This window comes from Jiella sonneratiae (assembly GCF_017353515.1).
GTDB classification, from domain to species: domain Bacteria; phylum Pseudomonadota; class Alphaproteobacteria; order Rhizobiales; family Rhizobiaceae; genus Jiella; species Jiella sonneratiae.
The window spans coordinates 13805-28207 of the sequence record NZ_JAFMPY010000033.1; the positions used below are offsets into that span (position 1 = coordinate 13805).

Annotated in this window: 11 protein-coding genes; 1 reads left to right on the forward strand and 10 read right to left on the reverse strand. The window is 68.8% G+C overall.

Annotated features, from left to right (window positions below; genetic code table 11):
- Positions 1-81: 81 nt before the first annotated feature.
- From J1C47_RS21195 to J1C47_RS21240, 10 genes are all read right to left on the reverse strand, one after another.
- Positions 82-1098, reverse strand: a complete 1017-nt coding sequence (locus tag J1C47_RS21195; RefSeq protein ID WP_207352803.1) for a formamidase — start codon at positions 1096-1098, stop codon at positions 82-84.
- 10 nt (positions 1099-1108) lie between these two features.
- Positions 1109-2032: an ABC transporter permease gene (locus J1C47_RS21200; protein ID WP_207352804.1), complete on the reverse strand. Its 924-nt coding sequence runs from the start codon at positions 2030-2032 to the stop codon at positions 1109-1111.
- A gap of 12 nt (positions 2033-2044) precedes the next feature.
- Positions 2045-3151, reverse strand: coding sequence for an ABC transporter permease (locus J1C47_RS21205; RefSeq protein ID WP_207352805.1), 1107 nt, complete (start codon positions 3149-3151; stop codon positions 2045-2047).
- A 7-nt stretch (positions 3152-3158) separates the two neighbouring features.
- Positions 3159-4265 (reverse strand): BMP family ABC transporter substrate-binding protein, encoded by a 1107-nt coding sequence (locus J1C47_RS21210; protein WP_207352806.1) that lies wholly within the window; start codon positions 4263-4265, stop codon positions 3159-3161.
- Positions 4266-4684: 419 nt separating this feature from the next.
- Complete coding sequence (locus J1C47_RS21215) at positions 4685-6697, reverse strand: patatin-like phospholipase domain-containing protein (protein ID WP_207352807.1); 2013 nt, start codon at positions 6695-6697, stop codon at positions 4685-4687.
- A 321-nt stretch (positions 6698-7018) separates the two neighbouring features.
- Positions 7019-7852, reverse strand: coding sequence for a helix-turn-helix domain-containing protein (locus tag J1C47_RS21220; protein WP_207352808.1), 834 nt, complete (start codon positions 7850-7852; stop codon positions 7019-7021).
- 301 nt (positions 7853-8153) lie between these two features.
- Positions 8154-9398 carry a plasmid partitioning protein RepB gene (gene repB, locus J1C47_RS21225; protein WP_207352809.1) on the reverse strand — a complete coding sequence of 415 codons (1245 nt, stop codon included), beginning with the start codon at positions 9396-9398 and terminating at the stop codon, positions 8154-8156.
- A 217-nt stretch (positions 9399-9615) separates the two neighbouring features.
- Entirely contained in the window at positions 9616-10854 is a 1239-nt protein-coding gene (repA, locus tag J1C47_RS21230; protein WP_207352810.1) for a plasmid partitioning protein RepA, read from the reverse strand.
- A gap of 359 nt (positions 10855-11213) precedes the next feature.
- On the reverse strand, positions 11214-12230 hold the full coding sequence (locus J1C47_RS21235; RefSeq protein ID WP_207352811.1) for a nucleotidyltransferase family protein: 1017 nt from the start codon (positions 12228-12230) through the stop codon (positions 11214-11216).
- Positions 12231-12303: 73 nt separating this feature from the next.
- Positions 12304-12789 carry a MarR family transcriptional regulator gene (locus J1C47_RS21240; protein WP_207352812.1) on the reverse strand — a complete coding sequence of 162 codons (486 nt, stop codon included), beginning with the start codon at positions 12787-12789 and terminating at the stop codon, positions 12304-12306.
- A 119-nt stretch (positions 12790-12908) separates the two neighbouring features.
- On the opposite strand from J1C47_RS21240, the gene J1C47_RS21245 reads away from it, so the two are divergent.
- Complete coding sequence (locus tag J1C47_RS21245; RefSeq protein ID WP_207352813.1) at positions 12909-14399, forward strand: efflux RND transporter periplasmic adaptor subunit; 1491 nt, start codon at positions 12909-12911, stop codon at positions 14397-14399.
- The last annotated feature ends 4 nt before the right edge of the window (positions 14400-14403 follow it).

Below are 14403 nucleotides of genomic sequence, written 5' to 3' on the forward strand. Positions count from 1 at the left end.
CAGAGGGGGGTGTACCAGCCGCCACGACTGCAAGGGATGACGCCTCCGCCTTGCCGGCGATGCGCCAGGGAACCATCCCCCTCACTCCGCGGCGTCCTTGAAGCGCTCGCCGAAGGCGCGCGTCGGGGCCGGGAAGCCGCACGACGTCCCGTCGGTGACCTTGACCGCGTCTTCCCAGGGCAGCCGGTATTTCCCCGCCACCATGTCGTGCATGAACGTATAGGGACAGTCCTGCGCGCCGCCCTTCACCGCCACGTAGCCGCGGTGGCCGAGCTGGTAGATGTTGTTTTCGACACCCCAGCCGGCGCGCGCCTCGCGCACGAGGTCCGGCCTGACTTCCGCCGTGATGATCTCGTCGGCCCGGCCGGTCGTGCCGTGGGCGATCACCGTGCCGTCGAAGTCGACGATCATCCCCTCGCCCATGGAATCGAAGGAGCCGTCGGAGCCGCACATGCAGACGTTTGCGGTGACCATCAGGTTCTGGAAGGAATTCGCCTGGTTGGTGAAGCGCCAGCTCTGACGGATCGGCGCGGTATAGCCGGCGGTCCTGAGCATGATCTCGGCGCCCTTGTAGGCGCATTCGCGGGCCATCTCGGGGAACATGCCGTCATGGCAGATGATCAGCGCGAGCTTGCAGCCGTTCGGCCCGTCGATCACCGGAATGCCCCTGTCGCCCGGCTCCCACGGCTCGACCGGCACCCAGGGATGAAGCTTGCGGTAGTTGAGGACGATCTCGCCCTTGTCGTCGATGACGAGCCCGGTGTTGTAGGGCATGCCGCCGGGGTTCAGCTCCATGATCGAGAAGCAGCCCCAGATCCCGTTGTCGACGCAGGCCTTTTTGAACGCCGCGACCTCCGGCCCGTCGACCCGGCACATGATCTCCGGATTGGTGTCCATCGACAGGCCGTGCAGCGAATATTCCGGGAAGACGACGAGATCCATCGTCGAAAGGTTTCGCCGGGCCTTGCCGACCATGGCGACGATCTTCTCCGTCTGCGCCGCGAGATCCGCCTTGGTGACGACGGACGGCAATTGCAGCTGGACGCAGCCGATGACGACGCCGTTTTCGGATTTGTTGAGACCGCCCAATCCGTTCATGGTGGCTCCTTTACTTGGTGATCGACAGTTCGCGCGGCGCCCCTTCGAGCGCCCGGCGCGGCGAGGACGTGAGGAAGAGAATGAGCAGCGTCAGCACGTAGGGCGCGGCATAGAACAGATAGTAGCCGGAGGTGACGCCGACCGACTGCAGCGCCGGGCCGAGCGCCCCTGCCCCGCCGAAGATCAGCGCGGCGCCGAGACAGGCGAGCGGGTTCCATCGGGCGAAGATCACCAGCGCGACGGCGATCAGCCCCTGGCCCGACGAGATGTGCTCGTTCCACGAGCCCGGATAATAGAGCGAGAGATAGGCCCCCGCTATGCCGGCCATGAAGCCGCCGAAGGCGGTGGCCGCGACCCGCACCGGGATGATCGGATAGCCCATCGCCCGTGCGGCGTCGGCGCTGTCGCCGACCATTCTGAGGATCAGTCCGACCCGCGTGCGCCTGAAGACGAAGAGCAGGCAGACGGCGATCGCGACGCCGACGAGGAGCAGCGGCGAGACCTCCAGCGCCGAGCGCAGCTGCGGCACGTCCGACCAGCCGCCGAGCGACAGGCCCGGCAGCATCGGCGCCGCCGGCTGGATCAGCGGCTTGCCGAAGAAGAAGGCGAGCCCCGTCCCGAGGATCATCAGCGCGATGCCGACGGCGATGTCGTTGACCTTCGGCAGCGAGCAGAGGCCGGCATGGAGAAGGCCGAAGAGTGTCCCCGCGAGACCGGCGAGAAGAACGCCGGCCCAGGGAGAGCCGGTGAGATAGGAGCCGCCGTAGCCGGCCATGGCGCCGAAAACGAGCGTGCCCTCGAGGCCGAGATTGATGCGGCCCGACTTCTCCGTCACGCATTCGCCGAGGCTGACGAAGAGGAACGGCGTCGAGACCCGCAGCATGCCGCCGAGGACGGCGATCGGCACGGCCCACAGCCCGAGATCGGTGTTCATCGCGCCCTCCCCTCAGCTCTTGGCGTTGCGGCTCGGCAGCAGCCGGCCCGACATGGTTTCGGAGACGAGGATCGCGACGAAGAGAATGCCCTGCAGCACGAGCACCGTCGCGTCGGGAAGCTCCATCCGCCGCTGGATGAAGCCGCCGGCGGCGTCGATGCCGCCGATCAGCAGCGCCATCGGGATGATCGCGACGGGGTTCTGCCGGGCGAGGAAGGCGATGAGGATGCCGGTATAGCCGTAGCCGGCGGCGAGCGAGGCGTTCGCCGAACCCTGCACCGCGGCGACCTGGATCATGCCGGCAAGGCCGGCGGCCGCTCCGGCAAGGCCGGTGAAGGCGAGGATCAGCCGCCCGACGGGAAGCCCCTGCACCGCTGCGGCGCGGGCGTTGCCGCCGGCGATCCGCGCCGCAAAGCCGAAGGTGGTGCGCGACAGGACGAAGCCAGCGGCGAGGCAGGCGAGAATGCCCACCGCAAAGCCCCAGTGGACGTCCATGCCGGGGATCTCGCCGATCCGCATCGCAGGTTCCAGCGGCACGGTGGAGGGCTTGTTGAGGCTTGCCGGGTCCTTCAGCGGCCCCTCGACGAAATGATGCATCAGGGCGATGGCGATATAGGCCATCAGGAGGCTGGAGATCGTCTCGTTGATGCCGCGGTAATGACGCATCGCGCCGACGAGGCCGATCCACAGCCCGCCGGCGCAGATGCCGGCGAGCGCCATCATGAGGATCGCCACCGGGCCGGGCGCGAAGCCGAAGAGCGGGCCGACGACGGCGGCGGCGAGACCGCCGAGCACGAAGGCCCCCTCCCCGCCGATGACGACGAGGCCGAGCTGCGCCGGCAGCGCCACGCAGAGCGCGGTCAGGAGCAGCGGCGCCGCCCGCGTCATGGTGTTCTGAAGCGAGAACCAGGTGCCGAAACCGCCGCGATAGACCAGCCAGTAGAACTCTTCCGGGCTCTTGCCGTTCAGCGCGATGAAGGCGCCGAAGACGAGAAGCCCGGCGAGAAGCGCGATCAGCGGGATGAGCGCGCCTTCCAGCCGCCGCCGCCCGGCCTCGGACAGCTGGAGGCGGGAAGAAAGGCTGGAAAGCCGGGGAGCGTCTCGGGTGATCTCGCTCATCGCCGCCTCACGAGGTCGAGCCGATGACGCCCTCGACGAGGTAGTCCATCTTTTCCAGCTCGATGGCGGACTCCGGATATTCCTGGCCCGCCGCGACGACTTCCTTGCCCTTGTTGTCCTTCAGCGGCCCCTTGATGACGGCAAAGCCGCCCTTCATCACCTCGGCCTTGACCGCGTCCGCCTGGCTCTTGGCGGCGTCGGTGACGGCCGGGCCGTAGGGGCTGATCTTGACGAAGTCCTCGGCGAGGCCGCCGCGCACGAAATTCGGCAGCTCCTCGCCGGCCAGCGCCTTTTCGGCGAACATCTTGTAGACCGTCGCCCAGTGCCATTCGGCGCCGGTGAGATATTTCTCCGGGGCGAGCTTCGCCTGGCTGGTGTGGTAGCCGGTGACGTAGGCGCCGCGGCCCGCCGCGGTCTGGGCGAAGACCTTGGGGCTGTCGACGTGGCAGGTGAGGACGTCGGCGCGCTGGTCGACGAGGGCGTTGACGGCTTCGGCTTCCTTGACCGGCATCGCCCAGTCGCCGGTGAAGATCACCTGGGTGGTGATCTCCGGATCCACCGACTTCGCCCCGAGCGTATAGGCGTTGATGTTGAGGAGGACCTGGGGAATGGGCTTGGCCGCCACGAAGCCGAGACGCTTCGACTTGGTCATGTGGCCGGCGATGATGCCGCAGATGTACTGCGCCGTGCCGATATAGCCGAAATAGGAGCCGGCGTTCTTCGGGTCCTTGTCGGTCCACAGCCCGCCGCAATGGCGGAACTGGACGTCCGGATAGTTCTTCGCCGTGTCGACGACGAAGGGATTGTAATAGCCGAAGGAGGTCGGAAAGAGCAGCGAGGCGCCGTCGAGCTGGATCATCGACTCCATCGTCTTGACCACCGCGTCGCTCTCGGGGACGTTCTCCTCCTCGACGATGGTCAGCCCGTCCATGTCCTTGATCGCCGCGGCGCCTTCGGCATGGGCCTGGTTGTAGCCGTAGTCGTCGCGCGGGCCGACATAGATGAAGCCGGCGGTCAGCGAGGCGGCGAAGGCCGGGTTGATCCGCGAGACGAGCGGGGCGGCCGAAAGGGCGGCGCCGGCCTTCAGCAGGCGGCGGCGGTTGATCTCGAACATGGCTCTTCATCCTCTCCGTTGAACGCGCGTCCCTGCGGGCTGCGGCGGCCCCGCCGGGCTCTCGGCGGTTCCGGAAAGATTGCATGCAATGGCCGTGCCAAGTCTCCATGCCAAGCCGATCAACGGCTTGCACGTCGGCGCGCGGACCGAAAACGTCCATTCTTTGAGCAATCGACCAGATTGCATGCAATTTGCAGAGGCTATGGAGGGGCGTCGGGCATCGGGACGTCCGGCTGGGTGAAGGACGTCCGGAGGAGTGGATCGGAACCGCACATGGCAGGCGCAGGCGTCGCTCGCATCCGGGCGCATGGCGGGCCTGTCGGCGTCTTCCCGCGAGGGGGAGATCAGGCCAATCGCCGGACCTGCGTCGCGGATCGGACCGGGCGCTCAGCCAAGCCGGCGATTGCCGTTGACAGCTGTCAACGGACAACGGTCGGCGCGTCGGGCGCGCACCACGGAGCCCAGCCGCGCGATTGTGTCGGGACGCGGTCCGGCGAGGCGACGAGGCGCAGGCTGCCGTCGAATTCCTGGGTGGAAGTCTGGTAGATGCTGCCGTGCGTGTCGTAGCGCAGCCGCGCCGCGACACCGAAATTCGCGAGATCGCGCGCGAACGGGGCGAGCACGTCGCTGCGCCATGGCGCGGCGGGGGCCGTGCCGCCGAGTGCATATTGGGTCAGCACCCAGTCGTAGGAGCGAGAGTTGCCGCCGCCGTCCGGGTAGGGCGTCTGATAGGCCTGGGCGAGGCCGGAAAGCGCCGGCTCGATTGCCGAAAAATTGGTGAGCGCCCGGTTCCAGCGATGCTGCGTCATGTCGAACGTCGTCGCAAGCAGCGTGCCCGCCTCTTTGCCGAGCGCAACCAGCCGCAGAACGGTCGGCTTCTCCATGTCGAGCTTCATGCCGCCCTCGACGCCGTCGACGAGGCGGACCGTGACGATGCGCTCGGCATAGCCCGGAAGCCGCGATTGCAGCGTATCCTGCCAGTCCTTGGCGACGTTGACGATCCGATAGAAGAAGTCGACGATCCGGCCGATGTCGCGAACCGGAAGTCCGGTCATGGACGTAGTCGGCCCGCCCGGGCTGGGCTGGTCCGGCAGATGCACCCGCTCGGCGGCAAGGTGGTCCTCGTTGCATATTTTCAAGGCTTCGGGGTTGCCCGGCCCGTAGACCACGGTGGTGTGGCGCTTGCAGTCGAATGCGTCGAGCGCGATGCCGAAGGTCGGCCGCGACGGCAGCAGGGCGTCGAAGAAGTGGATCGGAAAGTTCGAGGAGATGCCGCCGTCGGAAAACAGGCAGCGGCGGATGGGCCGGGCAGGCGCCCGCGTCACGCTGTCGTCTTCCCGCCACAGCGGCACGGCCCGGATGAGGATCGGGAAGCTGAGGCTGAGGCGCGCGACGAGGAGCACCGGAAAATCGTCGCCGACCGGGAGCGGGTAGAGGTCGCGCGGCAGATCCGGCGGATCGTCCGGGCGCGGCGTGCGCCGCTCGCCTTTCCGGCAGAGATAGTTGACGACGCGCTGCGGGAACAGCAGTTCGAACTCGCCGCGGCTGAACCAGTGGATCGCGTCCTTCAGCGGCAGCTGGTAGGGCCGGCCCGAGGAGAGGTCGGTGGTCATCGCCGCGACGCGGATGCCCTTACATGGATCCGCTGCGACAGGGATGCTCTCGCAGTCGCCGAACTTGCCGAGGTCGCCGATCGTCAGCGGATCGCAGAAGCCGGTTGCCGGACTTCCCTTGCCGGCGATCGTGTCGATCCGATCGGCGATCCATTCGCAGAAGCCCTGACCGTTGCCTCCCTTCACGTTCAGGCCCGCGCAGAGGCCGAAATCGTTTTTCGGCAGCTCCCAGAAGACGAGATAGGCCAGATAGCCCGTCACCACGCCGAGCGCGACGAGAATGACGAACAACTTCTCGATGACGATCACCCAGAAGAAGCCGTGGGTGAGGCCGTAGGAGGCGACGGCGATGATCGCGACGACCGCCGCGACCCAGACCGGCCAGAAGGCCAGCCCGACCGCCCGGAGGATCGCCGGCCATTTCCCGAAGCGCGGGTGCGGGGTCGCGATGGCTGCCTCGAGGAGCCTGAACAGCGGCTTCAGCGCCGGCGTCGGCTGGAACAGCGCCTTGAGCCCGTCGCCCAGGCTTTTGCCCGCGGCGTCAAGTTCGATGAAACCCGCCATGTCGGCACCACCGTTGGTCTGCCGGCGGTATTCGGCCGCGGCGGCGAAGGTCGCGGCGATCGCGCCGGCGGAGGAGCCGCCGATGTCGCGGAGACGGTATTTCTCGGCAATCGCGAAGATGGCGCCGGGATAGACGACGCCCGAGGTGATGCCGCCTTTCATGATCAGGTCGCATTCGAGCGCGGGTCTCGCTGCAGGCGGGATGGCGGGAGAGCTGTGGGTCGCTCCGGTCTCGGTCTGCTCGTCGTCGGCCACCACAGATCCTCCCTTGTTCTTTGCCACAGCTTAAAGCAGCCGCATTTGACCTGCAACGCAGGGCGTCGGGGTGCGACGACGCTTGTCTTGCGAAAGATGTCCCGAAGATCCTCTGTCGTCTTCGAAAATCCGCCCTTGCGGCATGTCGCATGCCGCCCGATGCTGCGTTGACAGCTGTCAACGGCAATCGCGGTGCTGCCGGGCGCCCGGTCGGGTCCGGCGTTCCGGTGCTCGATCCGTCCTGGTCGTGCGATCACCTTCGCTGCCCAGGCAGCGCCGGATTCTTCGATCTTTTTTCCTATGTGTTCCCGCTCTGGCGGTTCAGGCGCTCCCCGGCGCCCTGCCGCACCCCCATTTTTCCCGAGCCGATCTTCGCTTGAAGAAAGGATCTTTATGGGATTGGTTGTTGGGCGACAGAACTGTCACACCTGCCGGTGCGAGACGATTTCCCGGAAAGGATGCCACGCGCTCCGGGATCGGGAGAGGAAGCCGAGACACGAAGGGCCGGAACGGCAGCCGTCCGTGTTCGGGCGTCTCGCCGAGCCAGGCGGCGAGACCGGACTGTTCGGCAAAGAACGGCAGGACCTTCTCCGTCAGCGTGATCACCAGCCCGGTGTGAAGCCCGCGGGCGCAGGTGCGGATGCGCGTCGCGATATAGCCGAGCCGTTCGAGGTCGAGGAGATAACGGCGGACCGTGCGGGACGAGCGGGACATCGTCGCGGCGAGCGTCGCCTTCGCCGCCTCGGTCACCCGGCCCTTGCCGCAGCGGGCCCTGAGGACGACGAGCAGCGCCTTGGCGCCGGGCGTCAGCCGGTCGTCGCGCATCGCGGTGGTGGCGATATGATTGGCATATTGCCGGGAGGGACGCGGGGCGGGACGCGAGTGCCGGGGCCGGGCGAGGGGAGGGCGGCCCTTCGGCGCCGCGGGAAAGCCGGTCCGCACGTCCGGGGAAGCGGTGTCGCGTTCCGGCGTAGAGACCGCGGCCGAGCGGCGCTCGGCCTCCTTCAGCGAGATCAGGCCGGCGCGGAAATCCGCCCAGATCGCGGCCTTCGCGGTGAAGAGCGGCGAGGGCGCCGCAGCACATGGAGAAGAGGCGACGCCCTCCGCCGGCTCCCGGGAGAAGCGGCCCGGCGTGGGCTCTTTGGGGCGTGACAATTCGAGCCCCGAAGCCGTCTTTCGGCCGGGCGTCTTCCGTGCGCCGGGCGCACGCCATCCTCGTTCCGTCACTCTGGCCTTCCTTGCGCGAGGCAAGAAAAGCCCGTGGCGGGAAACCGCAGCACTGCTTGACGTGTGAGTCGGAAGGTCCTAGATCCGAAGGTGTCTAGTCTTGAAGATCAGGTCCTGTGGCGGCTCCCGCTTCGGGGCCTTTTCTTTTGCCGTTTTCGCGTCTCCGTCCTTGCTGCGGCTGTGTCCCGGACGCATCGCGCGCCGGGACGGTGAAATCACGTTTCGGGCCTCAGGCCCCGGATCTGCGGCGGGTCCTGCCGGCGGCGCCGGCCTCGCCGGACGCATCCGTCTTTTCGGCTTCGACCGGCTCCGCCCCATCGCCGGCTGCCGCCCTGAAACTCTCGTAGAGCTCCGGAAGCTGCGCGGCGACGAAGGCCGAGAACGCCCCGCCGTCTTCCGTGCGGAAGGAGAGCGTCGGGCCGGAACGGGAGCCGTGCCGGACCAGCGCCAGCACCGTGCCGTCTCCGGCGGTGACCGGCTCCGCCTCGGCGGCGTCGTCCTTGCCGGCACCGCGCTGCAGATGCCGGTGGAGCGCCCGAAATCGGGCATCGGTATCCGTCAGCCGCGAAAATTCCGGGCGATGCACGAAAGCCATGGCGCGCTCGCGGTTCGCCTGCCCGGCCATCGCCTCGCCGAGCTCGCTCCAGCGCGGCCGCCCCGCCTTCGGCGCCGGGCCGATGGCGAAGGCGATCGGCCGCGGGATGCGGTGAGCGACCTGCAGCAGCCGGGTGAGCTCGGAATTGAGGACGCCGAGGGCGGCGCGCATCGTTTCGCGGGAAAAGCCGCGCGCCTCGAGACCCTTGGCGAAATAGGCGCGCTCGATGAAGGTGAGGTCGCGTCGCTCGGCGTTTTCCCGCCCCTGGGCGAGCACCAGCTCGTCGTCGGAAAGCGGCCGGACGATCGCCTTGACGGCGATGCCGAGGTCCTTTGCCGCGCGCACCCGGCGATGGCCGTAGGCGGTCTCGAAATAGCCCTCTGCCGCCTTGGCAGGGTCCGAATGCGGGCGCAGCAGCACAGGCACGCTCTGCCCGTCGGCGGCGAGCGAGGCCTTCAGCGCCTCGAAGCCCGGATCGAGCATGCCGTCGCGCGACAGCCGGTCGACGACCGGGGAGGGGAGAATCCGGTCCGGATCGACGAGCACCACATGGCCGCCCGCCCGCGCCGCCTCGCGCAGCTGCCGGGCGGCCTCCGCCTCCTTCTGGAGTTCTCCCCAGGAGGCGCGCATGGCGTTGATCGCGCCGGAGCGGGCATGGTCGCGATGCACCGGCGCCGCTTCTGACGACGCGGACGACAAAGGCGAAGGCGAAGGGGAGGGCGCCGACGCTCCGGACGTGGCGGACGTGGCGGCAGCCTGCGCCGGCCGATCGGGCGCGCCCAGCGAGCCGTCGTCGCCGGTGGTGGTCGTGGCGGTGCTCTTGCTGCTCTCGGGGCTTCCGGAAAGCAGGGCGCGCAGGGCGTCCTTGCGTTTCACCATCGTCTGCCCTTCCGCCTCTCGAACCCTGCCGCCGGGACCGCCGGCTCGCCGCGAAAAGATGAACCGGACTGCGACGGGCGGGGATAAGTTTTCGCCGGCGCGATGCCTTCCGGACCACGGCCGCGACCCGCCTTTCCCCTATAAGACCTTGAACAGAAAAACGATTTGGCCGAAGCGCCGGGTTTGCGCGCGGGGTTTCGGCGAAAACGAGACATCCTCATCTTCCCCGCCCCCAAGAGGCGCGAATCAGCGCCTCGATCTCGCCGTTCACCGCCGTCAGCGATTCCATCGCCCGGTCGTAGGTGCCGCGGGTGAAGTTCTCGCGCCCGACCTCGTAGAGCGTCTGCTTGGTGAGGCCCGCATCCGAGATCGCCGTCGACTTCAGCATGGCGTTGGTGAGGACGCGCTCGCCGAACTGTGCCCGCAGGAAGCCGGCGATCTGCGCCTGCGGCCCGTCATGCGGCTCGTAGCGGGTGACGAGATAGCGCAGGAAGTCGAAGCCGAGCGCGCCGCCGGCCTCGCGCACCACCGCCAGGAGATCGGCGGTCATGAACAGGAACTGGCTCATCGAGGCGACGTCGAGCATCTGCGGATGCACGGTGACGACGACCGAGGTCGCGGCACAGAGCGCCCCGAGGGTCAGGAAGCCGAGCTGCGGCGGGCAATCGATGACGACGACGTCGAAATCGGCCTCCACCTCCTCGATCACCGCGCCGATCCGCGCGAAGAACGGCAGATCGTCGCGCGCCCCGCGCTCGGCGAGCTGGCGTGGCGTCGTGTGTTCGAATTCCTGCAGTTCGAGATTGCCGGGGACCAGCGTCAGCCCGTCGAAATAGGTGGGACGCAGGATCTCGCGCAGCGGTCGGCGCAGCTCGTCGTAGCGGATCGCGCCGTAGAGCGTGTCGTTGCCCTCAAGGTCGAGCTCGGGCTGGTAGCCGAGAAGCGCGGAGAAGGAGGCCTGGGGATCGAGGTCGATCGCCAGAGTGCGATAGCCTTCGAGCGCCAGATACTGGGCGAGATGGGCCGAGGTGGTGGTCTTGCCGGAGCCGCCCTTGAAGTTGGTGACGGCGATCACCTGCAGATGCTCGCCCGGCTCGCGCCATTTCAGATATTGCCGCGCCTTCGGGCTCGCCTTGTCGTGCTGGGCGGCGAGATGGCGGCGCAGCGCGTTGATCGTCTCCAGCGTATAGGAGCGGCGCCCGCCGGCGCCGGTATCCGGCTGCGGCCCCTCGCCGGAGATCGAGAGCTGGCGCAGATAGCCGTCGGAGACGCCGATCAGCTTCGCCGCCTCGCCGGAGGTGAAGGGGCGCAGCGCCTTCTTCGCGGAGGGCGGGAACAGCCGCTCGCGCATCTGGCTGAGCTGGGCCGACAGGAGCTCGGCGTCGCGCGCGATCGCCTCGTCGGCGCGGCCGTCGGCCCGCGTCGTCGTCGCCGCTTCTCGTTCCCTTTCCGCCACGGCCTTCGTCCCGTCTTTCGCTTCGCCGGGCGCATCGCCCCGCTCCGGCCCGTCCGTCGTCACGATCGCGCACCCCACCCCGTCGCCCGGCCCGAGGGGGAAGTGCAACGCTCCCCCGTCGCTCCCGCGCCGCCCGGGCCCCGGCTTTAAGCCCTTGCTGCACCGGCCCGGAACGGCGGAGGCCGATCGACCGGCCGACCTACGAGCGGGCGATGCGGCTGCGCTGCGAATCCCTTGTTACGCTTCGAGGATGGATCGACGCTTGTTTTCCGTTAGCGGGACGATGGGCAAGCCGGTGAGTCGAGTCAAGCGGCGATAGCGGCGGCGCGAGCCTCGCGCAAGCTTGGATCAGGCGCCGCTCAGCTTGCGCCGGCGCTTTCGAGCCGCGCTGCGGCCTGCGGCAGGCGGGTAAGGCTCGCGGCGAGGTGCTCGCGCCAGCGCGGACCGCGGGAAAGCGCGTCCCGGTAGGCGTCGCCGAGATCGTCCGGGCGATCCTCGGCCAGCGCGTCGATCAGGAAGGCCGCCTGGCGCCGGTCCTTCTCGGCCTTGATCCGGTCGTTCCCTTCGCGGCGCGCGGCGACGATCAGCTTGTGGACCGCGAAACGCTCGGGACGCGGGATCTGGACCAGGACCCCGGCGCGATAGGCGAGCGCCGCGGCGATCGGCTCGGCGATGAGATAGTTGAGATGGTTGAGCGCCCGGGCGCTGACGCCGAGCGCCTTCAGGGGCTTCAGCCCCTCCTCGCCGAAGGCCGGCGTCAGGAACTCGACCAGCGCATTGCCCCTGGTCTGGCGCCATCGCCAGGTGGCGTTGCCCTCTAGCGATGGAACCGGGTCGAAATCGAAATCCGCCAGCACCTCGGCGAGCGGCGGCGCCGCCGCGTCGTCGATCGCCAGCGACAGCCGCTCGAAGCTCGCAATGTCGAGGTCGTCGGTGCGGGCGGTGTCGTCGAGCCGGTAGCGGACCCCGAGCTCGCCCTCGTAGAGCCGGAAGGCATTGGTGCCGACGATGGTGCCGCCGAGGCGGAACAGCCCGGCCTTCGCCATCGCCGCGAGGAGGCTGCCGGTGGCGGCGTCGAGGCCCATGAAGCCTTCCGCCCGCAGGATGCGGATCAGCCGCGCCCGCTCGGCCTGGCTCGTGGCGGCTGCGGCCGCGATCGCGGCGTGGCGGGCCAGCCGGTCGGAAAGCGCCGGCGAGTCCTCCCCGACATAGCGCTTCTTGACCTCTGTCCCGACCCTGTAGCTGTCGTACCAGTAGACCTTGCCGGAGCGCTCGACCCGCGTCGGCGTCCCGCGCAGTTCGCCGGCCTCCATGTCGAGCAGCGAACGCAGGAGATCGTGATAGGCGGCGTGGGCGAGGGGGGAGTGACGGTCCATGTTCAACACTTTTCATTTGCGTTGAACATGACCGATCCGGCAGCGCCGGGCAATCCGGTCCTCGGCCCGGCGGTCAGCGGTCGCCAACGCCGCCGGAGGCCATTGCCGGCACGGCGTCGTCGCGGGCGGCCCGCAGCGGCCGCGGCGGTTCCGGCAGGGCGCGACACAGCGCCGCCAGCGGTGCCGAAAGGTCGGCGATGACGTCGCCGGGAAGCGCCGACAGGATATCCTCGTAGACGCGGATCGTCACCACCGGCAACTCTTCCAGCAGCGTTTCGCCCTTTTTCGTCAGCGTCAGGCGCTTGCGGCGCCGGTCGTCGGGATTTTCCGTCCGGTCGACGAGGCCGGCCCTCACCATCTTGTCGACCATGCGGCTTGCCGCCGTCTGGGTCAGCCCCACCTCGGTCGCGATCGCGGCGACGCTCTGCGGCCCGTCGACGAGGATCTTGAACATCGCGACGAGGTGCTGCACCGGCAGTTCCTGGCCCTTGAGGAACCGCGCCAGATGCGGGATCACCTCGGCCATCACCGAGGCGTGCAGGCGATGGAGGGCGTTCACGATTTCGCCAGGAACCGGGCGCGACATCTCGGTGGCCTTGCATTATATGCACTCGTGCATCAGATGTGCGCCTAAATAAAACTGTCAAGCCGGCGCCCCGCCTGCGGCTGGAGAATTCGATGAAATCAGACCTGCGTCCCGGCCGCGTCGGACGAAGCCGGATCCTCGTTGCGGCCTCGGCCCTCGCCCTCGCCCTCGCGCTCGTCGCCGGCTGTTCCGACAGCGGCGGTTCCGGCGGAGCGGAAAAGGCCGGAGCCGGTGCGGGGGGCGGGCAGGCGGCACCGGCCAAGGTCGGGGTCATCACCGCCGAGCCGCAGGAGGTGGTGATCACCGCCCATGTCGCCGGGCGGGTGGTCGCCTTCCAGACCGCCGAGGTCAGGCCCCAGGTCGGCGGCCTGATCAGCCAGAAGAACTTCAAGGACGGCAGCAAGGTCGCCAAGGGCGACGTCCTCTACAAGATCGACGACCGCTCCTATCAGGCGGCGGTCGATTCCGCCGTGGCGACGCTGCAGAAGAACCAGGCGGCGGCGGAATCGGCCAAGCTGCAATACGAGCGCTACCAGAACCTCACGAGTTCCAACGTCGTCTCCAAGCAGGACCGGGACGACGCGCTCTCGACCTACCGCCAGGCCCAGGCCGACATCGCGGCGGCCGAGGCGGCGCTCGAGACCGCCAAGCTCAATCTCGCCTACACCGAGGTCGCGGCGCCGATCTCCGGGCGGATCGGCACCGACACCGTCGATGCCGGCACGCTGGTCACGGCCAGCCAGTCGACGGCGCTCGCGACGATCCGGCAGATCGACCCGGTCTATGTCGACTTCACCGAATCCTCGGGCAACCTCCTCGCCTTCCGCGACCAGATCCGGCGCGGCGGCGTCAAGCCGCTGGTCGGCGCCGAAAGCCCCGGCCCCGCCGAGGTGCACGTGCGGTTCGCCGACGGCTCGGCCTATCCCGAGGCCGGCACCATCGCAGCGGCCGACCAGTTCGTCTCCGAGACCACCTCGAGCTTCACCGTGCGCACGCGCTTTCCCAATCCCGACGCCGTGCTTCTGCCGGGCATGTACGTTAGGGGCACGGTCCGTCTCGCCGTCGACGAGCACGGCTTCCTGGTGCCGCAGCGGGCGGTCTCGCGCAACGCCAAGGGCGAGGCGACGGCGCTCTTCGTCACCGCCGACGGCACCGCCGAGACCCGGGTGATCGAGGTCTCCGCCGACATCGGCAATGAGTGGATGGTGACCAAGGGCGTTGCGGCGGGCGACCGGCTGGTCGTCGACGGCCTGCAGAAGGTCCGCGACGGCGCCAAGGTCGCGGCGGTGCCCGTCACCGTCGACGCCGACGGCCTCGTCCAGCCGGCGGACGGCACCGGCAAGACGCCCGCCGACGACGGCGCGAACACGGCGAAAAAGGGCGCAACGGCCGGGAACGACGCCGCCGATACGCCGGCGGCCGCCGCAAAGGCCGGGGCGAGCGCCGAGGCCGAAGCCGAAGCCGGCTCCGCGGCGGCGGATGCGCCGGCTACCGGCGGCAAGACCGCTGACGGCGCCGACGACGGCGCCGGTCAAGACTCCGGCGACGGGGCCGACGCCGCGACGAGCGGCGCGAAGGAGTAGGGCG

Coding starts and splice junctions, on each gene's coding strand:
- J1C47_RS21195 (WP_207352803.1), bottom strand. CDS start 1,098: ATGAACGGATTGGGCGGTCTCAACAAATCCGAAAACGGCGTCGTCATC.
- J1C47_RS21200 (WP_207352804.1), bottom strand. CDS start 2,032: ATGAACACCGATCTCGGGCTGTGGGCCGTGCCGATCGCCGTCCTCGGC.
- J1C47_RS21205 (WP_207352805.1), bottom strand. CDS start 3,151: ATGAGCGAGATCACCCGAGACGCTCCCCGGCTTTCCAGCCTTTCTTCC.
- J1C47_RS21210 (WP_207352806.1), bottom strand. CDS start 4,265: ATGTTCGAGATCAACCGCCGCCGCCTGCTGAAGGCCGGCGCCGCCCTT.
- repB (WP_207352809.1), bottom strand. CDS start 9,398: ATGGTGAAACGCAAGGACGCCCTGCGCGCCCTGCTTTCCGGAAGCCCC.
- J1C47_RS21235 (WP_207352811.1), bottom strand. CDS start 12,230: ATGGACCGTCACTCCCCCCTCGCCCACGCCGCCTATCACGATCTCCTG.
- J1C47_RS21245 (WP_207352813.1), top strand. CDS start 12,909: ATGAAATCAGACCTGCGTCCCGGCCGCGTCGGACGAAGCCGGATCCTC.